This is a genomic window from Pseudobacter ginsenosidimutans (assembly GCF_007970185.1).
Lineage (GTDB): Bacteria > Bacteroidota > Bacteroidia > Chitinophagales > Chitinophagaceae > Pseudobacter > Pseudobacter ginsenosidimutans.
This window is the reverse complement of record NZ_CP042431.1, coordinates 3,692,938-3,717,315: the sequence shown is the minus strand read 5'-3', so window position 1 is coordinate 3,717,315 and position 24,378 is coordinate 3,692,938. Positions and strand designations below refer to the sequence as shown.

The window sequence follows — 24,378 nt, the reverse complement described above, 5'->3', positions numbered from 1 at the left end:
TTATTTTCTTTTTCTCCTGATCAGTAAGATGGTGGCAAAAAGCAAAACGGCTCCCGGTAACACGTAAACGTAGATGATGTTGATCATCCTGGCCGTTTTACCAGTAATGGTCAGCAGGTTATCCGGAGGCGCAGGTCTTCCTACCCGTAGAGGATAATCTCCGTGATCGAGCCAACTGAAGAAATGAGGACCCCACCGTGAAGCCTGCATCGACCTTTTATTGCTCAAAAAATCAGCATCACCGGCAAGGAGAATGCGCTGATCTTTATTGTTGATATCCCTTTGAAAGGCAACAATGGTGGAAAATCCGCTATCAGATTGATGACCGTCTTCATGTTCATGAGGATCGTTTTTGTCATATACATCTTCTGCTGGATGTGCCGGAAGCATGAATGAAGGGACCTTACTACGGTCTCCCCCTTTTTCATCAAACACCACATTGGCTGAATCAGTTACTATTATTCCCTGCTTCAACCATGCACCCCGGGATACTTTAAACAAGGGTGTTACTGTAAAATTACTGGTATCAGAAGGTACAATGGCGGCAGCAGCATCCATGACCAACTGAGCATCCAGGCTTATGGAAGCAGTTACAGGTTTTTCGGGATGATTCACTAAACCGCCGAATGCAGCTTGTGCATTGGAAAAAACCAGGGTAGGGATCTCGTGCCTGTTTGCCCTCACGATGGTGCCCTCAGCCAGTTGAACCCCAAGCTGACTGATAACAGGGTTCATCATTTGTTGTTTACCAGGCTCTCCGAGCATAAACATACAGCCTCCCTTCGCTATATAATTCCTTATTTTTTCACGGGCTGTTTCACTCAGTTCTGATTTGGGATCTGCCAGCACCAGGATGGAGGTCCTGGGAGAAATATCTCTATTGTCCAGGGAGACCGTATCCAGATCAAAGCCCCTGTTCACCAATGCGCCGCGCGATCTTTTGGAACCAACGATGGAATAGCCTCTTTCACCGCCCTTATCATAGCTCCTTTCATAATGGCCGGTGGTAAATTGAATAAGCGGTATCTCTTCCGGATGCAGCAATCTTTTGAATACAGCGGCCATCCCTTCTTCATTTGGCCAGATCTCTTTATCATCAAAAGTGCGCACAAATTCAGTCCGTCCTTTATACTTCAACTGAAGTACGAGCCGGTAATGTTCCGGCTTCAGATCGATCTTCTTTGCCATCTCTGCAGGCTTCTGAAATTTGCTGATATCTATTTCCTGGTCCTGCGACATCTTATTCACTATTTGCTCCAGGGTTTTGCCCCTGTTCACATAAGTGTACAGTTTCGTTTTCATCACAGTACTATCGTAGTTGTAATAATACTCGTAATTGAATTTGATATTGGTTTTGAAGCGGAGATATTTATCCCAGCACCTGGAGAGATAGGCGTTTCGGTTTTTGGGCATGCCTGCCTCTCTTTCATTACCCAGGAAATTTGTATAGAGGGTCACTTCCAGGGGTTCATCTTTCATTTCATGGATCAGCTGTTGTGTATTGGCGTGAAGGGTATTCACTTTTTGTTGGGTGGTGTCCCAATACAGCGTCAGCGCAGGTCTTGAACTGATATAACCGGTCAACAGCGTGATCGCTACCACGCCTGCATATCTTGCAGCTTTCACATACCATGGCTTCAGTTCGCGGGCTCCCCGCAGTTTCAGCATGGTGAACAGCAGGAACATGCTGATCACGGCGAGGAAATAGATCAGATCCTTGCTGGTGATCAATCCGGCCAGCATTTTTTCTATACGGCCAGACAGGAACAGGAAATAAGTAAGGTCCCTCACAAAATCATATTGTTGCCAGAGGCCTCCGATCACTGTCAGCAAACCGATCACCAGAAAACTGCCTAATGCCGAAATGATCTGCCAGGTAGTGAGGCTGCTCAGGTAAGCTCCGATGGCCGCATAGGCACAGGTCAGTAAAAAGAAACCCAGCGCCGCAGAAAAAAGCATCCCGTAATCGATATTGATCATGTTCATGGATGCCGTAAGGAAGAAGCCCCCAGAACCAGTACCAGTGCCAGGTTGAAGACCATGATAGCCATGAATTTCCCTATCACGATCTTCCGGATGGTAATGGGAGAAGAATACAGCAGTTTGATAGTTCCGTTCTGCACTTCCCTGCCGATCAGCCCCATCGTGAGTAAGGGGATGAACAGGTACAGGTTGTTCAGTACATTGGAGAAAAAACCACTGTCTTTGAACAGGCGTCTGGTAAAGCTGCTGCCCGCCCATTCCTTAAAATCCGGCTTGTTCCTGATATATACATCCTGCCAGTTAGCCAGATCAAACAATGGCGAAGTATAAAACCAGGCGCACTGAACAATAAAAGCAATCAGCAGGAACCATGCAACAGGTGAGTAAAAAAGGTTTCTAAGTTCTGCTTTTGCAACTTGAATAACCATCCTCATTGGAATATATTTATGCAATTAACTTATTGGGTTCTATTTTCTTTTTCGCCTGACGAGCAACACAGTTCCTGCAACCAGCACCAGGGCAGGCAAGATCCATACGAAGATCAGTTTGAGTTTTTTTGCAGTACCGGATGAAAGGTTGATCAGGTTGTCTTTGGCGTCTTCACGAGGTACATACACCGGGTATTCATTTTCGCTCAACCAGTAGAGAGCAGCACGGTGTATCGCCTCTCCATTTTTCAATCTCTCATTGACCAGAAAATCAGCATCTCCATAGATGACGGCCCGCTGTTGTTTATTGCCAATCTGTCTGTACAATTGCAGGCTTGTAGAGAACGCTCCTCTTACATCACCTTCTGCTGCATTATACACTACATCGGCAGAATCTACCACCAGCTTGCCTTTCTTCAGCCATGAGCTGGATCCCACGGTCAGCAATAAAGGTTTCTTCACAAACCCACTGCTATCAGTAAACGAAATACCTGTAACGCCTGGCATCAGCATCTTCAGGGTATCCTTATCATAAACCCGTTTCATTTTTGCCTTTACCAACTTGAATAACAATTCATCAGCCAGCTCTGCACTTGCGGCCGTATAATAGGGTTTCACCATATCCGGCTTTTCATGGTAAGTAGGCTCCACCACAGTGCCGCCGAGCATCTCAACGCCCATATACTTCAACAAGGGATTGAGTACATTTTGTTTTCCCGGCTCGCCCATGAACATGATATTTCCTCCTTCGTCTATGTACTTCTTTAGTTTCTGTTGCGAAAGCCCGCTGAGCTCTACTTTGGGATCGGCCACCACCAAAGCAGTGATGCCGGCAGGGATATCCTGTTTTTCCAGTGAGATCGTATCTACATCAAAACCCAGATTTACAGGTCCATTCTTCTCGAAATTTGCAGTAGTAGCCCGCATATAGTCCCTCTCTCCTTTTCCGTATACCTTTCTTTCGAGATTGCCGGAAGTATACAGCACTTTGGGAATGCCTTCCGGATGTAACAAGCGTTTCAATGCAGCAGCCATATTTTGTTCGTGGGGATAAACGGCGGGTGCAACGTCGGGATATTTTCCGGCAGACTGGTAGGTGCGCAAAAACTCTGTCCTTCCTTTATATTTGAGTTGCATGATGAGGCGGTATTTCTCTGGTTCGAGGTCTGGCATTTCTTTCAATGCTGAAATGGGGGAGAATAAATCGAAGTTCACCTGCATTCCTTTAGCAAATTCCCTTGCCATTTCTTCATTGCTTTTATCCGGAAAAATCCTTGCCAGGTGGCCACCATCCATTTCGGGTTCATAATAGTAGTAGTAAACATATTTGAAATGTATATTGGTATTGAAGCGGAGATATTGTTCCCAGAGCGCGCCACGATAAATATTCCTTGCCGCAGGAAACCCATATATGCCTTCGCCGCCCAGAAGGTTGGTATACAATGTCACCTCCAATGGCTCTCCTTTCATTTCTTCAAGAAGGGCCTGTGTTTTGGGGTGAATGGTATTGGCCCGGGTTGCCGTAGTATCCAGGTACAGGCTTGTTTTGGGTAATGAAAAAAGATAACCGGCAGACAATGTTATTATAACTACCACCATTATGCGCATGGTTGTTACGTACCAGGGTTTCGACTCACGCTGTTTTCTCAGTCGTATATACGTAAATCCAAGGAACATGAACACCATCATTACATAATAGATGATGTCTTTGCTCACGATCAATCCTTTCAATAGCCTTTCTATACGTCCGGGCAGATAGAGAAAATAAGTAAGGTCTCTTACAAGATCATATTGCTGCCAGAGGCCATTTGTTTTTGTGAGTACAAATATTACCAGGAAAGTGCCAATTGCAGCCACTACCTGGTAGGTAGTGAGACTGCTCATGAACAGGCCGATGGCGGCATACGTGCAGATAAGCAGGTAAAATGCAATCATTCCGGCAATAAACAATCCATAATCGGCCGACCTGATACTGCATCCTAAAATGATCAGGTAAACAGACAGTATCATCAACAGCATTACATTGTACATCATCACTGCCAGGAATTTCCCTATTATTACCTTCCATAATTTCACCGGTGAAGAATACAGTAGCTTGATCGTTCCTGCCTGTATTTCGCGCCCGATAAGCCCCATCGTGAGCAGTGGAACAAAAAAATAACTGTTTTTCAGCATCACGGAAAAAATGCTACCCGGTGTATGCAGGAATACCAGTGTGAGGGTAAGGGGACCGAAGTCCTTGAAATCGGGGCTTGAATATTTCATCGTCTCCTGCATTTTGGTCAACTGGTACAGCCCTTCAGTAAAAGCATAGCCGCTCATCACCAAAAAAACGATGGCCAGGAACCATGCTACAGGGGAATAGAAGAGATTTCGCAACTCTGCCTTTGCGATTTGAATTACCATCCTCATAGATTGGTATTTAAACTTGTTAAATGGAGTAAGATTGAGAGAATAAAAGGGCCATTACTTAGTTGGCCGACTGAATGGAGAGTTGTTTGAAGGTATCATCGAGCAATGTTTTGTCGGCACTGATCTCCATCAGCCTCCAGTTATTTTTCATGCTTGCTTCCACTACTCTTTCATTAATGATCTGACCAGGCTCAAAATATAAACGCACTTGTCTGTCTGTCAGCATTTCCACTTTATTGACCCCTTTGATGGTCATTAATGCTGCTGCAGGCGGCATATTTTCAAGCGTCACCAGCAGGCTGGATGGCGACATGTAATTATCGAATGCATCCATCGTATCTGAAAATACCATCCTGCCGGATTCGATCATGATCACATCCTTGCAGAGCAAACGGATCTCCGACAAAATATGTGACGATAACAATACAGCATGTTCCTGCGCAATTTCCCGGATCATTTTCCTGGCTTCGATCAGTTGGTTGGGATCGAGGCCATTGGTGGGCTCATCCAGCACTACCAGCTTCGGCTTATGAATGAGTGCCTGTGCAATGCCTACACGCTGGCGATAGCCACCCGAAAGGTTTTTGATCAGTCTGCTGCTGAAATGACCAATACCTGTTTTCTCTTTCACTTCGTCCACCGCAGCCCTGATCTTCGATTTATCCATGGCGCGCAGGTTGGCGGTATAATGAAGATATTCATCGATGGTAAAATCCAGGTACAGCGGGGGATGCTGGGGAAGGAATCCGATATCCTTTTTTGCCTGTTCAGGTTGTTCGCGGATATCGAACCCATTCACTGTTACAGTACCTTCAGTTTGGTTCAATACACCGCAAATGATATTCATGGTAGTTGATTTACCAGCCCCGTTGGAGCCGAGCAAACCAACAATGCCGGTTTGGCCAATTTCGATGTTCAGGTCGCGCACAGCCCAGCTACTGCTATACCTGTGCGACAAATGCTCGATCTTTAGAATAGCGCTCATAATATTTCTGATAAATGATTAGAAATTACTCATGATGGCAACCTTCGGGGCGCCTGTTCCTGTATTACCCAATTCTCCATAGATCACCAGGGTCACATTTCTGAAACGGTAATGATTGATCACAGCAGTACTGGAGCTGATGTTCCTTGCATCTGCAATGCCTGTTGCCACCAGATCACCTGTAACAGCGTTCCTGATCTCAAAAACATAACGGAGACCAGTACCCTTTACAGAATAATCTTTGAATGCAGTAACCTCTTTATATCCCAGCGAAGCCACTTCATTTCCTGAAGGATCATCCTGAAGGTTCACACTTACTGTCAATCCCGGTATAAGGTTCACCACCCTGATACTGGTAACACTGTCTGAAGGCGGATGGTAAGGCAATTGATCTCGTATAAAAAGGGTATCCGGAGCATCCGGTTTACCGGTTAAGAAAAGGCTGTTGATGGACCCGACAGGCAGGTCAAGCGTCAGTTGTATCACCGGTTTACTATGCGGTAATGTATCAGGGTATTGATAGAATTTAATATTCCTGGTGCCACTATAGGAATTGAACCGCACGCTCTTCCTGCTATCGAAGGAAGAAGGGGCGCCCACATTACCGTAAGTGATCAGGTTGGATCCCTTATACCATTGGATGCCCGTATTCCCATTGCTCAGGTCCGGAGCCAGCACACCGGATCCCACCACACCATTGAAAACATTGAGAGCCGCTATACCAGGAACCGCTTCATCTTTGGTACAGCCAGTGGTGAATGAGAAACCAATGATCAGTAAAATGAAGTATCCTTTATGGGTGGTTTGTTGTTTGTTCTTCATAAAAAAAAGTTTAGTAATAACCGGGATTGGGAATAAGATTCGGGCCTGCTTCCAGTTCTGTTTCTGGGATCGGATAAAGCAATTGATAATCGCCTTCCCAGGGTTGTTTGATCACATATTCAGACAATACATTTGTTGCCCTTCCCGTTCTCTTCAGGTCGAACCAGCGATGCCCCCACTCCATGAATAGCTCCAGTCTTCTCTCCTTTTCGATGGCATCGATCACTTGTTGCTGATTGAGTGAATGAGGAAGAGAGCCAACACCAGCCCTGTTCCGGATCACATTCAGATCATCGATGGCATCAGAGAGAGAAGAAGCGCCTTTGGCTGCTGCTTCCGCCCGGATCAGGTATTGTTCTGCCAGGCGCAGTACCATATAGTATTCTGTAGGTACGCCTCCCATCACCCGATTGTGAGCTCCTGTTTTATATTTAAATGGAAAATATTTTGGACTACCCGTAATATTGACGGGGGAAAATCCTATCCAGGAAGTGAAACGTTTATCATCTGGTTCAAAAATATTGATCAGATCCTGTGGTAAATAATAGGCTACATGATAGAAGGGCGGATTACTGCCATTGGTAGTGGGAATCAAAAAAAATCCTTCGGGAGTAGCATTGCCGGTGGCGCTCACTGATGCCTGGTTTACCCTGAACTGAATGATAGCTTCCTTGCTTGTTTTCAGAAAAGTGTTCAGCAGATCAGGCTCCAGCCTGAAGCGCTCAGTATTGGCGATCACAGTTCCCGATTGTTTGAATGCATTCACATGATCACCAGTGTAGAGATATACGCGCGCCAGCAAAGCAGTGGCGGCCCAGCTATCAGGATAGATCCGTTCACCTGCAGCATTGGTATTTTCAGGAGGCAGACCAGCCTGCGCAGCCTTCAGATCACTGATGATCTGCTTGTACACATCTGGTACGCTTGCTCTGGAGGCATTGCGGGTCTGATTGAAATCAACAGTAAGCGCCAGGGGAACATCACCAAAAAAGTTCACGAGATAGAAATAGGATAATGCCCTTACAAACTTAGCTTCGGCTGTCAGTTTCTTTCTGGCAGTTTCCGAAAGGGCTGAAGAAGTGGAGGCAGCAATTCCTTCCACCACAGCATTGGCCCCATAGATGGCAGTATAGGCAGAGCTCCATATACCGGGAGACATGCCATTGTTCCGTAACACCTTATTGGTATTGAAGGAGAAAAATCCGGTAACATCAGCGGTATTCACAACATTCAGTTCATCAGCAGAAAAGCCACCGAGCACGGTTGCAAGTCCGGCACTGAATAAAGTACGGGCAGTTCCTCTCCCATCTTCACCATTGATCATCCTGGTATACACGCCTGCCATCGCTGCTTTGGCCTGCTCATCTGTACTGAATACCTCAGCTGAGGTGATAGAATCGATAGGGGAATCGATCTCCACCAGTTTTTCGCAGGAACTCATTACGATGCCTGCTGCCAGTAATAGAAATTTATAATTGAATGTAAGCATGCAAAAGATTTAGAGTGTGATTGAAAAGCCGGCGGTGATAGTCTTAGCAGGAGGCATCCCACCAAAGAATTGCATCTCAGGATCGATCCCTTCGTACCTGGTGATGATAAAAAGATTACGGGCATTGATATTAAAGGAACCGTTCTTCATTCCGAGCTTCTTCAGCCACGGCTCAGGTAACTGACAGCTGATGGAAATATTACTGAACCTCAGAAAGGACGCATCAGAAAAACCCAGAGTAGACTGGCTTCTGGCAAAAGATGCCATAGAGGTCAGCGTTGAGAGTTTGGCAAATCTTGCATTATCGCCGGGTTCTCTCCAGTGGTTATTGAATATTTCCAGTGGCATATTGCCGAACTGTCCCGGACCGGAGAAATTATAATATGCATTTCTTCCCTTTTGCACTTTATAATCGAAAGAGAGAAAAAGCGACCATTTTCTATAAGTTATGCTTTGGCTAATGCCACCAGTAACACGAGGCTGCATGTCTAATTCTTTCTGCAGATCACTGGGAGCTGTTTTGGGGGGCAATTTAGAAGCCCTGTCGATATTTCCGTCACCATTGTAATCTTCGAATTGATAGGTTCCCGTCATCGGATCCACTCCCAGGTAATTCAACAAATAGATATTGGTTATGGGTTGTCCTACCAGGTATTTTGAAAAATGCGGGGTCTTTAAAATATCCGGATATTCCAGCAACCTGTTCCTGTTGATGCCTGCATTGACAGAACCATTCCACCTGAAGTTCTTCTTATTGATAAAAGTTGCATTGAGGCTGAATTCCCATCCCGAGTTCTGCACTGTAGCATTCCAGTTACCAAACACATCGGGGAATCCTGTGAAGATGGGCGTTGGATTTTGCAACAGCTGGTTTCCGATCCTCTTTCTGTAATAGTTCACAGATAAACCCAGCTTTCCGCTACCCATGAAATTAATTTGAAGGCCTGCATTCAGCTCCCTTGTTAGTGCCCATTGATAATACTGATTTACTGCATGAAGGTTTTTCATGGGAACCACATCATCATAATTGACCATCCTGTCTCTGGACCACTGCGATAAATACTGGTAATCGCCTCCACCATCAGAGCCTGCTGTTCCTATATTGGCATTTAATTTGAGAAAGCTGACAACGGGCGACAATGCATTCCTGAGCCACTTTTCATCAGAAGCAATCCAGGCAATACCTGCGGACCAGAAATTCCCAAACCTTCTGCCCGGGCCAAACCTGGAAGAGCCATCCCTTCTCCAGATCCCATTTATCACATACTTATTATCCCATACATACTCTGCCCGCCCCATCACCCCGGCATATCTGTACATTCTGGAAGTGTTATAAGGATAATAATTAGTTGCCAGTGCAAATGAGCGGAGCATGGCATCGTTATTATAACCCGTAGCCATAACCGACATACTTTCTGCATTGGTTTTCCTGATGGTAACGCCTCCGATGATCCCAATCCTGTCTTTCCCAAACAGGCTGCCATCATAAGAGAATTGAGGTTCCAGGTTCCAGCTCCTGGTTTGGCTTTTGCTTAAGGATGAACTTCCTGTAGGGTTCTTTGTAGGGTTCTGTGATCTGATCGGCGTGAGGGTAATGCCATCATTGTTACTGATCGAATATCCCAGCATGGTAATAAGCGATAAGCCTTTCGCTACCTGGTAAGTGATCCGGAAACTGCTGTTGAGAACATTCGATTTGCTTTCAATAGGTCTGAGTAATGATTCGAAAGAACTGAAGTTGGTTTCAAATCCGGTGCCGATCCATGGCCCGTAGTTCAAATTTCCTGCTGAATCGAAAATGGGAGGCGCGTTCGGCGGTAAGCTGGCAGCATTTGAAGCCGAGATCATGTTGAGAAAGGAATGAATATAGGAAACAGTCAAAGAAGTGTTGAATTTTTGATTGTTGCTTCTGCGATCAAGCGCCAGGTTGAATCCGATAGTTTCATTTTTCCCCGATACAGTAGTTATATCATCGGGCCTCGAGTAATTGGCTGAAATGCGATGAGAGAAATTAGGAGTACCACCGGAATAACTTACTGTAGCATTCAGCGCACCGGCTGTTCTTCCCCATACTTCACGCTGCCAGTCCGTATACCTGGTAGTATCCCAGTCTACCAGGTCAGGTGCATTTATTTTCGAAGGAACGAGGCCGTCATTATAAAGAGCCTCTCTTCGCATCTGGAGGTACTGCTTTGTATCCAGCAGATCCCAGTAACGGGTGATTTTGGAAATGCCATAATTTACATTCACCGTCAGATCGGAAGTGACAGATTTTCCCCTCTTCGTGGTGATCAGGATAACACCATTAGCGCCTGTAGAGCCATAGATTGCAGTGGCCCCAATATCTTTCAGTACTTCAATACTCTCGATATCTTTTGGATTCAATCCAAAGAGGAAATTCTGGCTCTGAACCGGGCTTAACGCTGCCATTAACCCTTGTACCGGACCGTCACCTGCAGCTGTTCCCTGGTTTGAACCAACCGGAAGCGGCATACCATCGATGATGATCAAAGGATTGCTGCTGGCATCGGACAATAGTCCGCGGCCTCTGATGTCTATCAACACCGGACTGGCCGCATATCCTACCACGGGAGTAAGCACCATGCCCGGCACTTTCCCCTGCAATGCAAGGATCGGATTCATTATTGGTTGCCGCGCAATCTCTTCTCCGCTCACTTTTGCTACCGATGAGGTACTTAATCTTTTGGTGGTTTTGCTATAGCCCTGGGCAACTACTTCATCGAGCTGGTTGGTAGTTTCCTCCAGCATGAATGTGATCGTTCCCCTGCCCTTGACGGGCATTTCTGTAGTATTGTACCCTATATAGCTGACTATTAAAACATCTTCTTCATTCAAATCATCCAGCTTGAAAGATCCATCTGTGGCAGTACTGGTTCCTTTGTTCCGTCCTTTGATCATTACACTGGCATTCCCCAATGCTTCGTATCGTTTATTGAATACAGTTCCCTTTATGCTTTTGCCGGGAACAGCAAGTGTTGTAGTTTGATCGTTACCGTTAGGTTGGCCGGATTTGTTCTGTACAACAATTTTTTCATGGATCGTTACAATCGGGCCATTGATAGAATAATCAAGCGCCGGCTGTTTACTGAAGATGGCAGACAGAGCATCTGCAAGCTGCGTATTGTTAAGCTCCAGCGTTACACGGGTTGCTTTTGCCAACAGATCCTCATTGTAAAAAAATGAATAGCCGGTTTGTTTTTTGAAGCCTTTCAGCACATTTTCGAGCTTGGCATTCTTTACGGAAAGCGTCACTGTCTGGGCTTCTCCCCGCAAACCTGCCAACAAGGCAATGATCACTAATAAAACAGCAGTTAGTTTCATGATGATGCAACAGTTGATTTCGGTGGTTAATAATTTTCGATCAATAGGATGCCTGTTGCCTTCCATGCAGGAAGCCAGTTCAGTAAAGGTTTATAAAAAATAGTTACGGGATTACGATGATCTTTCTACCTTCTGTAATGAAACGCAGTTTCGATTTTTGTAAAGTGTTCAGTACTTCCTGAAGCCTGGCATTCCTTGGAATTTCTCCGCCGAATTTCATATCGGGTACGGCACCGCGGTATTCCACCTGCACATCATACCAGCGCTCCAACTGGCGCATAACAGTCTGCAGGTCTGTATGATCAAAAACAAATAAACCATTCTTCCATGCCAGCACTTCTTCTGCATTGATCTCTGACATTATCTTATTTTCTCCGTTTGTGTTGAATTGTGCCTGCTGGCCTGGTTGCAGGAGGTATTTGTCTTTATCCTTTTTCAGTCTTACGGATCCTTCGAACAAAGTAGTTCTTATAGCCGGTTCGTTCGCATATGCATTAACGTTAAAATGGGTTCCCAACACTTCGATTTCCATGTCTCTATTTGCAGACAGGTCATTAACCACCACTTTAAAAGGCTTCTTCCTGTTACCCTTTTCAGATAGAACCTTGGCTACTTCAAAATAAACTTCACCGGTAATATCCACCTTTCTTTCGGTATGATCGAAAACGGTGGGGTACCTGATGGAAGATCCGGCATTCAACCATACTTTTGTCCCGTCGGGGAGTGTGAGTTTATATTGTCCGCCTTTGGGTGTAAATAATGTGTTATAAGCAATTTTTTCGCTGACGCCACCGGTTGATGCTTGTTGTTTATAATCCAGCTGCCCCTCTTCGGATTTGTAGATCAGGGCGCCTTCCTGTTTGGCAAGCTGGCCATTGGCAACGCTGTCTAGAATGAGTTTCTCTCCATTACTCAGCAAGAGTATTGCCCTGTCGCCACCCGGCAGCAACTGATCAGCTCCATTCACGGTCACTACAGGTACAGCCGTATCTTCATGCCCCCTGATCATCCACCAGGCTGTTGCGGCTCCAATGAACACGAGGATCGCAGCCGCCCATTTTACTGCAGCGGGGAAGAGCTTACGCACAGGTGCCTGTACAGTATCTTTCGACACCAGTATCCGGCTGTACAGTTTTTCCATCAACTCAACATTGCCAAGTCCTTTGTGTTCGGAATTATCCAGTGCAGCATCGATCAGGTTTGGATAGGCAGAGGTCTGTTCCAACCGGTCGAGGAATACATTGACCTCTTCCTTTGAAAGTGTACCGGCCATCCAGCCTTCAAATAATTGCTCAAAATTCTTCATCATAATAAAGACAATCGATTAAAGTTTGAGGTCTACGGGAATTACTAATTTTTTTAAGAAAAGATGCGGAAATCACACCGGCCTTTAAGGAATTTTCACACCCCCCTCCTCTACAACTCAATACCAGCAACAATTATAGACAAAAAGGGGAACGATAAATTATTTCAATGTTTCCAGCATGGCAATAGTGAATACCAGCGGAGATGTGTGGGTTTTAAGGTACTCCCGGATAATTTTGAGGGAATTCACCATATGATTACGAACAGTGCTCGTAGAAATGTTCAGGGTTCTGGCAGTTTCTTCATAGCTCAGTCCCTGTTCGCGTGTGAGCTTGTAAACCGTTTGCTGGTGGCTGCTTAATTGTCCTATAGCCCGGTGAAGCAATTGTGAGGATTCTTTGAACAGGAGGTCATTCTCGGGAGTTTCATTGGCAGCTTCGAACCAATCGAGCACATATTTGCGATATTTGATCTCACGCTGCTGCTGCTTCATCAAATTATATATCTGATTACGTGCAATGATAAACAAATATCCTTCCGGCTTATCTACCTCAGGCAATTCCCTTCGTTTATTCCAAACTTTAAGAAAGGTTTCCTGTACGATATCTTCCGAGAGCGTTTCAGATTTTGTAAGCAGCATGGCAACAGTATACAGGTGGTCCCAGTAGGTTTCAAACAGGCTCCTGAAAGCAGTTTCATCGCCTTCGGCTATTTGTTTGAACCAATGTTTTTGAAGGGATCTGTCCTGCATCTGGGTTTAGCGTTGTTTTGGTAATGCAAAAATAAGGAGGAAAAAACAGGACAGGTTACGAATGATACCGGCACCTAAATTAGCGGTTATTTTCAGAACAGGAAATTTTTTTGCCCGGTCGATCGACCAGAATCCATAAAAAAACCAGCCGTTTCAGGCTGGTTTTTTTATGGAGATCCTTTCAATATAACTTCCGGATTCTGCTGGTTACATTTCCAGTATACCTTCATTCCGTATGATCATCATTCCCTGCCTGTCTTCCGTGATCCCTTCTTTCAATCTGTAGGTATAGCGTGGACGTGATCCTTCCATTATAGTAGGCATATACAAAAAACGTATATTCTCTTTTTTCTTCAATGCCTCTCCCACTTCAATGATATGGGTACTCACAACAAACAAGCAATCAGTATAATCGGCAAATGATTCCGTAATGGCCAGTGTGCCATCATAAGCATCCTTCACGTTGGTGCCTTTGAACAGTTCATCGAACATCAGCAGTAAGCGCTTTCCGCTGGCAGCCGCTTCTGCAGCCTGTTTCACCCGAACCACTTCTGCATAGAAATGGCTGTAGCCAAGTCCGATATTATCGGCCACATTGATGCTGGAATACAATCCTTCCCTCACGGAGAAGCTGTATTCGGCTGCCGCTACCGGGAATCCCATATGTGCCAGGTAACAAGCGATGCCGATGCTTTTCATCAGGGTGGATTTGCCGGCCATATTGGCGCCGGTCAGGAAAAGTACATTGCTGGATCCATCCATGCGTAAATCATTTCCGATGGCATTATCGATGGCAGGATGACGAAGGTCGATGGCAGACATCAGATTCTTTGCAGGCGGCAGCGCCTCGGCATAGTTGAATTTCCGGTCCTTTGCCACTTTACTAACGGCAATGAACAGGTCAACTTCATAAATAAAGTTCAGGACATCTTCCATCTGGCCATGCAGTTCCCCTTTCAGGAGATGTTCGTAAGAGGACAGGGTTTGAATGGAAAGGGATTTGTAGATATCCACCTGCCTTAGTTTTTCTATCCTTTTATCAGATAGAATTTGTTGGATCTGCACAATTCTGTTAGCAAAAGGGCTGTCTGATCGCAATCCATGCACAAACTGATGGCATTTATGTAATGTCATAATACAGGCCTGCAATCCCTGCACCAGTTTGCGGTACCGCTCATCGCGTGTAAGACTGGCCAGTACCTTTTGGATGCAGGTTCGGGCAAACACCAGCATCGCGTTTTTCGACACCATACTGTCGATATGTTCCCGCATCTGGTTCAACTGCTGCACATCGAAAGGAAAGGAGAAACCAGCTTCGCCAAAATACCGGAAAATACTGCTGCGTTGATTGATAGCATCTACCTCTTCCAGCGGATGACGGAACATCTGGTCCAGCAACCTTTCCCCTCCATTGGTCTTCACTTTATTGAAGAGCGCATATACTGATCCGCTTCGGAATTTTCCGGTGAGGTTCAGCTCTTCGATCGTTTGCTTGTCTATATTGAATGACATAAGTTTTTTTTCTTTTTTCCTTTTTCCAGTATTTCGAGAATGCCTTCATTAAGGATGATGATCATACCATGACGATCGTCTGTAATCCCCTTTTCCAACCGGTAAGTATACTCGGGCATATGGCCGTTCATGCGCGTGGGCAGAAACAGGAAGCCGATATTGTTCAGCTGCTTAAGCTCCTCTCCGGCTTCGATGATATGAGAAGAGATGATGAACATGCTGTTCTTCCTTTTCGCAAAAGAAAGCGATACCGCCACCGATGCTTCGTGCGCATCTTTCACGTTGGTACCCCGGAACAATTCATCGAAGATTACGAAGAGGGATTTATTCTTACCCAGCTCAGCTGCCACCTGCTTCACCCGCAATACTTCCGCATAAAAATGGCTGGCCCCGATGCCCAGGTTATCCGGGAGATTGATGGTAGTATAGATCCCATCCATCACCGAGAATTCCATTTTTTTAGCAGCCACCGGAAAACCCATATGGGCCAGGAACATCGCTACACTCACGGAGCGGAGGAAAGTGGATTTACCAGCCATATTGGCTCCGGTCAGAAAAATGAAATTACGGTTGTTGTTAAGCGTAAGATCATTCGCTACCGGCGATTTCAGTTCAGGATGATATACCCCCTCCAGCAACAAAGTGGCGGATCCTTTCTCCAGCGCTTTGGGAAAAATGAAATTCCTTTCGTTGGCAATGGCCGCAATAGACAGCAACACATCGAGGTAATAAATATGCGCCATCAACCTGTTCACTTTTTGCTGTTCTCGAACGCGGAACAGTACATCATAGGCAGCCACTGCAGAGTAGGAGATCTTTGCTCTCAGATTTTCTTTATGCAGAGGTGTAAATGCTGAATCAGAAAGGATCATGGCTATACTTTCCCTTTCAGATCTATAGGCGTCTATCTTTTTTACATTTTCTGATTCAATGAATGCGCGGCAGAGCTGCATCATTTCTATAAGGGCAGTAACGCCATTCGAAATCTCTTTTTCACTGAGAACTGCTTTATCGCTTCCCTGACTGCGGGTTTCATTGGCGCTGTGCATGTATTTCTCCGCCATATCGAAGATAGAAGCATTGAAAGGGAACCCTGTTTTGTTCCCTGCGAAATGCTGAATGATACTGCTACGCGCATTGATCAGATCCTGGTCAGACAATGGCGCCCTGAACATCTCTTTCAAAAGGGATTCCCCTCCCCTTGTATGCACCCGATTGTACAATTCGAATACACCGGTACTGTCGCGCTTTCCAAAAATGCGCAGGTCATCTATCGTTTGTTCGTCGGTTTGCAGGTACATGGTTATTTTCTTTTGCGTCTGATCAATAGAATGGAGCCAGCCAGCAATACAATGGCCGGAAGGATATAGGTATACACGATACTCAGCACTTTGGCGGTAGTTCCGGTGATGGTCAGCATCTTGTCTGGCGCTTCCGCATAAGGTAAATAGACGGGAAAATTACCATAGGTAGTCCAGCTATACAGAAAGCTGCCATACTTATCCACCTGCATGACCTCAAAATTGCTCAAACAGTCTGCATCGGCTGATACAATGATACGCTGGTCCTTTTTGCCTTTGAACCGCTGAAGGGCAAGCATGGTAGTAAATGGTTTTTCCTTTTGTCCAACAACAGGAGGCAGTTCCCGCAGATCACCTTCAGTTGCATTGAACAGCACTTCAGCAGAATCGAGTACAAAACTTCCTTTCTTGAGAAAAACATTTACAGCATCATGAAACAATGGCGTGTAATTGAAATCAGTACTATCTGATTTGAGGAAAGCCGCAGCGCCTGCCATTCTTAGCGCTGCATCACTATGTATTGATTGGAATGTGGGGCTGGAAGGATCATACATCAAACCACCGAAAGCCCCGGATCCGTCAGCATTTACCATGTCCGGCGATTCCATGCTTTTAGCATTGATCAGTGTTCCTTCAGCCAATTGCAAACCCAATTGGCTGAGAACAGGGTTTACGATCGACTGCTTGCCAGGCTCACCCATTATGATCATATTGCCGCCCTGGCTGATATAGTTCCTGATCTTCTCCTGGCACAGATCGCTCAATGCCGATTTTGGATCAGCCAGCACCAGCAAGTCTGTTTTGCCGGGGATATCCCGGTTGTCCAGTGAAATGGTATCTACATTGAAGCCATTGTTCACCAGCGCTGAGCTCCTTAATTTATTGGAAGTATGCACTCCATATTCACGTTGCCCGTATTTCAGCGTGCTTCGTTCATAGTGCCCTGTTATGAAATAAACTTGTGGGATCTTCTCCGGGTACAACAACTTTTTGAATGCCGCCGCCACTTGTCTTTCACCCGGCCAAACAGGAGTACCCATCGAGGTACGAAGAAACTCAGAGCGTCCTTTGTAGGTTACTTTCATCACCAGGTGCAGGTATTCAGAACGGAGATCGATCTTCTTTCTTATTTCCGCAGGCTTCTGATAGATACTGAGGTCCCATTCCGAATGCTCCGCTTTTTTTCTGGCCATCTGGTCTACCGATTTCCCCCTGAGGTGATAAGGCATTTCAGACCCCATCGCAGTACTGTCGTAGTCGTAATAATATTCGTATTTGAAATTGATATTGGGTTTAAAGCGGAGGTACTGGTCCCAGAACTGGTGAATATATTCGCTGCGTTTTTCCGGAAGCGCAGCAAAGGCTGTTTTGCCCAGGAGATTGGAATACAATGTTACTTCAATGGGATCCTCTCCCATTTCTTTGATGATCTGCTGGGTTTTGCGATGGATGGTATTCACTTTATTCTGTGTGGTATCCCAATACAAGGTCATTGCAGGTCTTGAACTGACATAACCTATGATCAGCACTACGCCGGTAGCGCCTATGTATCTTGCTGTTTTTATGTACCAGGGCTTCAGTTCTCTCGCACCTTTTAACCTGAACATGGTGAACAGGAGGAACATGGCAATCAGCACCAGGAAGTAGATCACATCCCTGCTGGTGATCAGACCGGCCAGCATTTTTTCTGTACGCCCGGAGAGAAAGAGAAAATAAGTCAGGTCCCTTACGATATCATATTGCTGCCAGAGCTTCCCGATCATGGTCAGCACCAGGATCACCACAAATGTACCCAGTGCAGTTACTATCTGGTAAGTACTGAGACTGCTCATGAAAGCACCGATGGCGGCGTAGGTACAGATGAGCAGGTAAAAGCCCAGCGCTGCAGAAAGCAGCATGCCGTAGTCAACAGATTTCACATTGAGCATTGCGCTGACAAAGAAAATGCCTGTTATCATTACCAGCAGCAGGTTATAGATCATGATGGCCAGGAATTTTCCCAGCACTATCTGGCGGATCTTAATGGGAGAAGAATACAATAATTTGATGGTGCCGCTTTGCACTTCCCTACCAATCAATCCCATGGTGAGCAATGGAATGATGAGATAGAGGTTTTGAAGCACATGCGTGAAGAAACCGTCCTCCCCGAGGAACAGATCCCTGGTGAGGCTGCCATTTGTTATTGCAGTGAGATTAGGTCTGTTCCTGAGCAGGATATCCTGCCAGTTAGCCTTGATGAACAATGGTGTTGTATAGAAGTAAGCACAGAGCACCATAAACAGGACCAGCATGAACCATGCTACCGGTGAATAGAACAGGTTGCGCAACTCGGCCTTTGCTACTTGAATTACCATCCTCATTGATGATGATTTATACTGTTTACAGATTTGATTTCTATTTTCTTTTCCTCCTTATCAATATCACTGTGCCGGCTACCAGCATCAATAACGGCAATACCCATACGTAGATCACTTTCAACACACTTACTTTACCGGAAGAGATAAGTACCAGGTTATCATCCGGATCAGTGAAAGGTGTATAAACAGGATACTCATTTCCAGACATCCAGGAGAAAACTGCCCTGTTGATGGTTACGCCATTTTTCAATATTTCATTGCTCACAAAATCAGCATCTCCATAAACAACTGCTCTTTGCTCCTTATTACCAAACTGCCTTGTTAATTGAAGAGCTGTAGGGAATGCGCCCCTGATGTCTCCCTCCTGCTGATTGTACACTACTTCCGCAGAGTCTGTTACCAGCTTGCCTTTTTTCAACCAGGTAGTGGATTCTCTGGTCAGCAGCAGCGGCTTCTTTACAAACCCACTGCTATCAGTAAACGAAAGCGCAGCTACACCCGGCATGGATATTTTGGTAGTGTCTTTCTCATACACCCTCTTCAATTTTTCCCTCACGCCTTTCAATTCCACCTCATCTGACAGTTCTGTGCTTGCCAGCGTATAATAGGGTTTCACCTTTTGAGGCATCTCGTGAAAAGTTGGTTCCACCAGGTTCCCTTCAAGCATCTCAACGCCGAGATATTTCACCAGGGGATTCAATACATTCTGTTTTCCTGGTTCGCTCATGAATACGATATTGCCCCCTTCACTGATGTATTTCCTTACTTTCTCTTCTGCCTTTTCACTGAATGATCTTTTGGGATCAGCAATTACCAGTGCCGTGATCCCGGCTGGTATATCCTGTGTTTCCAGTGAAATGGTATCGATTTCAAAGCCAAGATTGATGAGACCATCCTTTTCAATTTTAGAGAGCGTGGCCTTCGTATAGTCTCTTTTATGTTCTGTATGCAGGCGCCTTTCAAGATTGCCTGAAGTGTATAAGATATGTGGGATGGTTTCAGGCTTTAGCAGATTCTTCAGTGTAGCTGCCATATTGGATTCATCAGGATAAGTCCGCTCAGTTCCCTTCGGAAATGGAGCTCCGTTGTAGGTACGCAAAAATGCTTTACGATCCTTATACTTTAGTTCCATCAGCAACCTGTAACCTTCCGAGGCCAGGTCTGCTGAATCTTTCAACGCTGAAAGAGGTTGAAAAAGTTTGAAATCGATCCGCATGCCGAGTGCAATTTCCTTTGCGATCTCTTCAATGCTCTTACCTGGAAAGGCTTTGGCCAGTTTTCCGCCATCCATCCAGGTTTCATAATGGTAGTAATAAACATATTTGAAATGGATATCGGTCTTGAAGCGCTGGTATTGTTCCCACAGCTCTGTCCGGTAAACGTTTCTCGCTTCAGGTATCCCATACTTCACCATCGGTCCAAGCAAGTTGGTAAACAATGTTACTTCCAGCGGACCTTCTTTCATTCCTTTCAGAATGGCCCGGGTATTCGGGTGGATCGTATTAGCATCCTTAGCAGTAGCGTCGAGATAGAGCGTGGTCTGCGGACGGGAAAAAATATAGCCGGCAGCTAACACCATCACCACTACCATCAACACACGGCTCCAGGTGATATACCAGGGTTTCGATTCCCGTTGCTTTTTCAGACGGATGAGCGTAAAGCCGAGGAACATGAACACTACCAGTACAAAGTAAAGTACATCCTTACTCGTGATCAGTCCTTTCAACATATTGGCTGTACGTCCCGGCAGATACAGGAACCAGGTAAGATCTCTCACAAAATCTATATGCTGCCAAAGACTGTTGATCCGCCCCAGCACAAAGATGATCATGAAGGTTCCGATAGCGGCCAGGATCTGGTAGCTGGTAAGGCTGCTCATGAATAAGCCGATGGAAGTATACGCACAGATCAACAGATAGAATGCAAGGGCGCCGGAAAGGATAAAACCATAATCGGCAGATCTCACACTGAATCCGAAAGTAGCCAGGAAGATGCCGAGGATAGCCAGCAAAAGCAGGTTATACACCATGATCGCCAGGAATTTCCCGACAACCACCTGACGTAATTTCACAGGCGAAGAAAAGAGCAGCTTAATGGTATTGGCATGAACTTCCCGGCCAAGCAGCCCCATCGTCAGCAATGGCACAAAGAGATAAATATTTTTCAACACGGCCGCATAGGCGCTTTCAGGGATCGAAAAAAACAGCATGGTGAGCGGGAGCTGGCCCCAGTTCTTAAAGTCAGGGCTTTCAGCCATCATCACTTCCTGGTTATGAGCCATTGTATACAGCACATGAGTGAATAAGAAACCACACTGCACCATAAATACAATAGCCAGGAACCATGCTACAGGAGAATAGAATAGATTTCGCAATTCTGCCTTTGCGATTTGAGCAACCATCCTCATTGATTGGAATTTATACTTGTTAGGAAGAAAAAGACTTTTTTTTGGACCCGATAATTAACCAGCGGATTGAACAGAGAGTTGTTTGAAAGTATCATCCAGCAGGGTCTTGTCAGCGCTGATCTCCATCAGTCGCCAGTTATTTTTCATACTGGCTTCCACTACGCTTTCATTGATGTTTTGTCCTGCTTCATAATAAAGACGCGCCTGCCTGCTGGTCAGCATTTCAATTTTGGTAACGCCCTTGATAGCCAGTAACTCTGATTCGGACGGCATATTTTCCAGTGTCACCAGCATACTGTTCGGTTGGAGATAATTATCGAACGCATCCATACTATCGGCAAAGACCATGCGCCCGGATTCGATCATGATCACATCGCGGCAAAGGAGCCGGATCTCGGAAAGGATATGGGACGATAATAAAACAGCATGATCCTGCGCCACTTCCCTGATCAGTTTTCTTGCTTCGATCAGTTGATTGGGATCGAGGCCATTGGTGGGCTCATCCAGTACCACCAGTTTGGGTTTGTGGATCACGGCCTGCGCAATGCCTACGCGCTGACGGTAACCTCCGGAAAGATTTTTGATCAGCCTGCTGCTGAAATGCGAGAGGCCGCATCGTTCTTTCACATGCTCCACCGCTGCTTTGATCTTTGACTTATCCATGGCCCGCAGATTGGCGGTGTAATGGAGGTATTCATCGATCGTAAAATCGGTATACAATGGCGGGGTCTGGGGAAGGAAGCCGATATTTTTCTTGGCCTCTTCAGGTTGCTCACGGATATCGAAACCATTGATCAATACTTTACCTTCCGTTTGATTCAATACGCCACAAATGATATTCATGGTGGTTGATTTCCCGGCGCCGTTGGATCCCAGCAGCCCAACGATACCATTTTGATTGATCTCGATGTTCAGGTCGCGCACAGCCCAGCTGCTGCTGTACCGGTGCGACAAATGTTCGATCTTCAGGATAGTGCTCATAATATTCCTCTTGTAGTGATTTAATTATTACTCATGATGGCAACTTTCGGTGCTGTAGCGCCGGTATTACCAGCCTTGCCATAAAGTATCATAGTGAGATTTTTGAAACGATAATAATTGATGAACGATGTGCTTTGTCTTCTGTCCGCAGCATCCACGGTAGCCGTGGTCACCAGGTTGCCGGTGGCAGCATCTTTTATCTCGAAAATATATTTGGCGCCCGTTCCGGTAAGTGAGAAGTCCCTGAATGCCGATATCGATTTGTATCCAAGCGATGACCATTCGTTTTCATCAGGACTTCCCTGCTGGTTCACATTGACCGTCAGTTCCGGTATCAGGTTCACCATCCTTAAGCTGGTAACACTGTCTGCGAAGGAATGGTATGCGAGCTGATCGCGTGCAAACACTGTATCCGGCGCTTCGGTTGTTCCTGTCAGGTAGAGACTGCTGACAGTTCCAACAGGAAGATCCAGCACTACATCCAGCAGTGGTTTGCTGTGCGCCAGCGTATCGGGGTAATTGAAGAATTTGAAACGCTGCATTCCGCTGTAGGAATTGAATTGAACATTGTTCCGGTTAGTGGTGGGATTCAAATTACCGGCAGCGCCATAGAGAAGCAGATTGGAGGTTTTGTACCATTGGATAGGGGATGCTTCACTCATATCAGGCGCCACAGTTGTGGCGCCAACAATCCCATTGAATATATTGAGGGAGGCAACGCCCGGCCTGTCGAAGTCTTTGGTGCAGCCAGTGAGCAGCATCCAACTGATCATCATAAACAGGAAAGCCCTTTTGAATTGTTGCAATTTTTTCATACAAATATTTTTTAGAAATAACCGGGATTCGGTGTAAGGTTGGGATTGCTCTGCATATCACTATGAGGTATCGGATAGAGCAACTGGTAGTCTCCTTCCCATGGCTGTTTGATGGGGCTTTGCTGCAATTCGGCGGAAGCCTTTCCTGTTCTTTTAAGATCGAGCCAGCGATGCCCCCACTCCATGAAGAGTTCTACCCTTCTTTCTTTTTCGATTGCCTTCAGCACTTCCGGTTGTGAAAGGGTGTAAGGAAGCGAATCCACTCCTGCCCTGTGCCTGATCGCATTCAGATCATCGATGGCATTGGTGAGCGCAGCAGCGCCATTTGCAGCGGCTTCCGCGCGGATCAGGAATTGCTCCGCCAATCGCAGCACCATATACATTTCTGTTGGCTCTGCCCCTATCACTCTGTTCTGCCCGCCTGTTTTGTATTTATAGGGATAATATTTGGTGCTGCCGGATGTGTTGGAGGTGGAAACACCCACCCAGTTTGTAAACCGTTTGTCATTCGGTTCAAAAGCATCCAGCAAATTGTCGGGTAAGTAGAATCTTACATTGAATACATCAGGGTTCCCTGCAACAGGACCTGGAATCAACTGTACTCCTTCAGAAGTGGCATTACCGATATTGGCAAGCACATTTTGTTTTAACTGGAAGATGGCTTCTTTGCTTGTTCGCTGGAAAGTTTTCAGCAGATCGGTTTCGAGATGGAATTGTCCTGCATTGGTAATAACGGCTCCTGCCTGTTTGAAAGCATTCTGGTGATCTCCGGTAAACAGATAAGCGCGCGCCAGCAATGCGGTGGCCGCCCATTTATCTGGATAGATCCTGTCGCCGGCAGCATTGGTATTCCGGGTAGGAAGAGCAGACTGTGCTGCCAGCAGATCAGCGATGATCTGTTTGTATACATCATCCTTTGAAGCTCTGGCATTGTACCGTGTTTGGTTGAAATCGATGGTGAGCGCAAGCGGTACATCTCCAAACAAATTCACCAGATAGAAATAAGAAAGGGCCCTTACAAAAAGTGCTTCGCCTGTCAGTTCTTTTCTAACGGCTTCGGTTAACCTGGTTGAAGTAGAAGCAGCTATTCCTTCAATCACTGCATTGGCCCCATAAATGGTCAGGTAAGCAGACTTCCATATGTTGGCTGTTGGTACACTATTAAACAGCAACCTGTTTGCATTGAACATGAAATAGTCATTATCGGGCACCGCTTCTGACGTATTCAGTTCATCTGCGGAAAGTCCGCCGTAAATTGAAACCATTCCTCCACTGTATTCAGAAAGAGCACCACCACTCCCCAAATCTCCATTGATCATTTTAGAATACACGCCAGCCATGGCCGTTCTGGCTTGCTGGTCCGTATTGAATACTTCTGTACTGGTAATGGTATCGATGGGAGAATCGATCTCCACCAGCTTTTCACAGGCAGTCAATAGTCCAACTACTGCCAGGAATAATATGAAACGAATATGAGTAAGCATATGA

The 24,378-nt window shown here is 45.8% G+C and carries 16 protein-coding genes; all 16 read right to left on the bottom strand.

Annotation, left to right across the window (positions count from 1 at the left end; translation table 11 throughout):
* Nucleotides 1-1,986 (bottom strand): Gldg family protein, encoded by a 1,986-nt coding sequence (locus tag FSB84_RS15010; RefSeq protein ID WP_147122187.1) that lies wholly within the window; start codon nt 1,984-1,986, stop codon nt 1-3.
* Nucleotides 1,983-2,411, bottom strand: a complete 429-nt coding sequence (locus tag FSB84_RS15005) for an ABC transporter permease (RefSeq protein ID WP_158643914.1) — start codon at nt 2,409-2,411, stop codon at nt 1,983-1,985. Before FSB84_RS15005 ends, FSB84_RS15010 begins: the two co-directional genes overlap by 4 nt.
* Before the next feature lie 39 nt (nt 2,412-2,450).
* Nucleotides 2,451-4,817 carry a Gldg family protein gene (locus FSB84_RS15000; RefSeq protein ID WP_158643913.1) on the bottom strand — a complete coding sequence of 789 codons (2,367 nt, stop codon included), beginning with the start codon at nt 4,815-4,817 and terminating at the stop codon, nt 2,451-2,453.
* A 64-nt stretch (nt 4,818-4,881) separates the two neighbouring features.
* Nucleotides 4,882-5,808 carry an ABC transporter ATP-binding protein gene (locus tag FSB84_RS14995; RefSeq protein WP_207234163.1) on the bottom strand — a complete coding sequence of 309 codons (927 nt, stop codon included), beginning with the start codon at nt 5,806-5,808 and terminating at the stop codon, nt 4,882-4,884.
* Between the two features lie 18 nt (nt 5,809-5,826).
* Complete coding sequence (locus tag FSB84_RS14990; RefSeq protein WP_130538755.1) at nt 5,827-6,630, bottom strand: DUF4397 domain-containing protein; 804 nt, start codon at nt 6,628-6,630, stop codon at nt 5,827-5,829.
* Between the two features lie 10 nt (nt 6,631-6,640).
* A complete protein-coding gene (locus FSB84_RS14985; RefSeq protein WP_130538754.1) occupies nt 6,641-8,119 on the bottom strand; it encodes a RagB/SusD family nutrient uptake outer membrane protein in 1,479 nt (492 codons plus the stop codon).
* Nucleotides 8,120-8,128: 9 nt separating this feature from the next.
* Nucleotides 8,129-11,461, bottom strand: coding sequence for a SusC/RagA family TonB-linked outer membrane protein (locus FSB84_RS14980; RefSeq protein ID WP_158643912.1), 3,333 nt, complete (start codon nt 11,459-11,461; stop codon nt 8,129-8,131).
* Nucleotides 11,462-11,564: 103 nt separating this feature from the next.
* The gene (locus FSB84_RS14975; protein ID WP_130538752.1) at nt 11,565-12,770 is read right to left on the bottom strand and encodes a FecR family protein; all 1,206 of its coding nucleotides are present in this window, start codon (nt 12,768-12,770) and stop codon (nt 11,565-11,567) included.
* A 156-nt stretch (nt 12,771-12,926) separates the two neighbouring features.
* The gene (locus FSB84_RS14970; protein WP_130538751.1) at nt 12,927-13,517 is read right to left on the bottom strand and encodes an RNA polymerase sigma factor; all 591 of its coding nucleotides are present in this window, start codon (nt 13,515-13,517) and stop codon (nt 12,927-12,929) included.
* A gap of 207 nt (nt 13,518-13,724) precedes the next feature.
* On the bottom strand, nt 13,725-15,029 hold the full coding sequence (locus FSB84_RS14965) for a MutS-related protein (RefSeq protein WP_130538750.1): 1,305 nt from the start codon (nt 15,027-15,029) through the stop codon (nt 13,725-13,727).
* Nucleotides 15,014-16,330, bottom strand: a complete 1,317-nt coding sequence (locus tag FSB84_RS14960; RefSeq protein WP_130538749.1) for a MutS-related protein — start codon at nt 16,328-16,330, stop codon at nt 15,014-15,016. The genes FSB84_RS14965 and FSB84_RS14960 overlap by 16 nt, the downstream gene beginning before the upstream one ends.
* 2 nt (nt 16,331-16,332) lie before the next feature.
* On the bottom strand, nt 16,333-18,684 hold the full coding sequence (locus tag FSB84_RS14955) for a Gldg family protein (protein ID WP_158643911.1): 2,352 nt from the start codon (nt 18,682-18,684) through the stop codon (nt 16,333-16,335).
* Between the two features lie 40 nt (nt 18,685-18,724).
* Entirely contained in the window at nt 18,725-21,088 is a 2,364-nt protein-coding gene (locus tag FSB84_RS14950) for a Gldg family protein (protein ID WP_158643910.1), read from the bottom strand.
* 60 nt (nt 21,089-21,148) lie between these two features.
* Nucleotides 21,149-22,075 (bottom strand): ABC transporter ATP-binding protein, encoded by a 927-nt coding sequence (locus tag FSB84_RS14945; RefSeq protein WP_207234162.1) that lies wholly within the window; start codon nt 22,073-22,075, stop codon nt 21,149-21,151.
* Between the two features lie 20 nt (nt 22,076-22,095).
* On the bottom strand, nt 22,096-22,890 hold the full coding sequence (locus FSB84_RS14940) for a hypothetical protein (RefSeq protein WP_130538745.1): 795 nt from the start codon (nt 22,888-22,890) through the stop codon (nt 22,096-22,098).
* A gap of 11 nt (nt 22,891-22,901) precedes the next feature.
* Complete coding sequence (locus FSB84_RS14935; protein WP_130538744.1) at nt 22,902-24,374, bottom strand: RagB/SusD family nutrient uptake outer membrane protein; 1,473 nt, start codon at nt 24,372-24,374, stop codon at nt 22,902-22,904.
* Nucleotides 24,375-24,378: the final 4 nt, after the last annotated feature.

What these genes read in the sequence shown, in the direction of transcription:
- FSB84_RS15010 (WP_147122187.1), bottom strand. Translation starts at nt 1,986, where the DNA reads ATGAACATGATCAATATCGATTACGGGATGCTTTTTTCTGCGGCGCTG.
- FSB84_RS15005 (WP_158643914.1), bottom strand. Translation starts at nt 2,411, where the DNA reads ATGGTTATTCAAGTTGCAAAAGCAGAACTTAGAAACCTTTTTTACTCA.
- FSB84_RS15000 (WP_158643913.1), bottom strand. Translation starts at nt 4,817, where the DNA reads ATGGTAATTCAAATCGCAAAGGCAGAGTTGCGAAATCTCTTCTATTCC.
- FSB84_RS14995 (WP_207234163.1), bottom strand. Translation starts at nt 5,808, where the DNA reads ATGAGCGCTATTCTAAAGATCGAGCATTTGTCGCACAGGTATAGCAGT.
- FSB84_RS14990 (WP_130538755.1), bottom strand. Translation starts at nt 6,630, where the DNA reads ATGAAGAACAAACAACAAACCACCCATAAAGGATACTTCATTTTACTG.
- FSB84_RS14985 (WP_130538754.1), bottom strand. Translation starts at nt 8,119, where the DNA reads ATGCTTACATTCAATTATAAATTTCTATTACTGGCAGCAGGCATCGTA.
- FSB84_RS14980 (WP_158643912.1), bottom strand. Translation starts at nt 11,461, where the DNA reads ATGAAACTAACTGCTGTTTTATTAGTGATCATTGCCTTGTTGGCAGGT.
- FSB84_RS14975 (WP_130538752.1), bottom strand. Translation starts at nt 12,770, where the DNA reads ATGATGAAGAATTTTGAGCAATTATTTGAAGGCTGGATGGCCGGTACA.
- FSB84_RS14970 (WP_130538751.1), bottom strand. Translation starts at nt 13,517, where the DNA reads ATGCAGGACAGATCCCTTCAAAAACATTGGTTCAAACAAATAGCCGAA.
- FSB84_RS14965 (WP_130538750.1), bottom strand. Translation starts at nt 15,029, where the DNA reads ATGTCATTCAATATAGACAAGCAAACGATCGAAGAGCTGAACCTCACC.
- FSB84_RS14960 (WP_130538749.1), bottom strand. Translation starts at nt 16,330, where the DNA reads ATGTACCTGCAAACCGACGAACAAACGATAGATGACCTGCGCATTTTT.
- FSB84_RS14955 (WP_158643911.1), bottom strand. Translation starts at nt 18,684, where the DNA reads ATGGTAATTCAAGTAGCAAAGGCCGAGTTGCGCAACCTGTTCTATTCA.
- FSB84_RS14950 (WP_158643910.1), bottom strand. Translation starts at nt 21,088, where the DNA reads ATGGTTGCTCAAATCGCAAAGGCAGAATTGCGAAATCTATTCTATTCT.
- FSB84_RS14945 (WP_207234162.1), bottom strand. Translation starts at nt 22,075, where the DNA reads ATGAGCACTATCCTGAAGATCGAACATTTGTCGCACCGGTACAGCAGC.
- FSB84_RS14940 (WP_130538745.1), bottom strand. Translation starts at nt 22,890, where the DNA reads ATGAAAAAATTGCAACAATTCAAAAGGGCTTTCCTGTTTATGATGATC.
- FSB84_RS14935 (WP_130538744.1), bottom strand. Translation starts at nt 24,374, where the DNA reads ATGCTTACTCATATTCGTTTCATATTATTCCTGGCAGTAGTTGGACTA.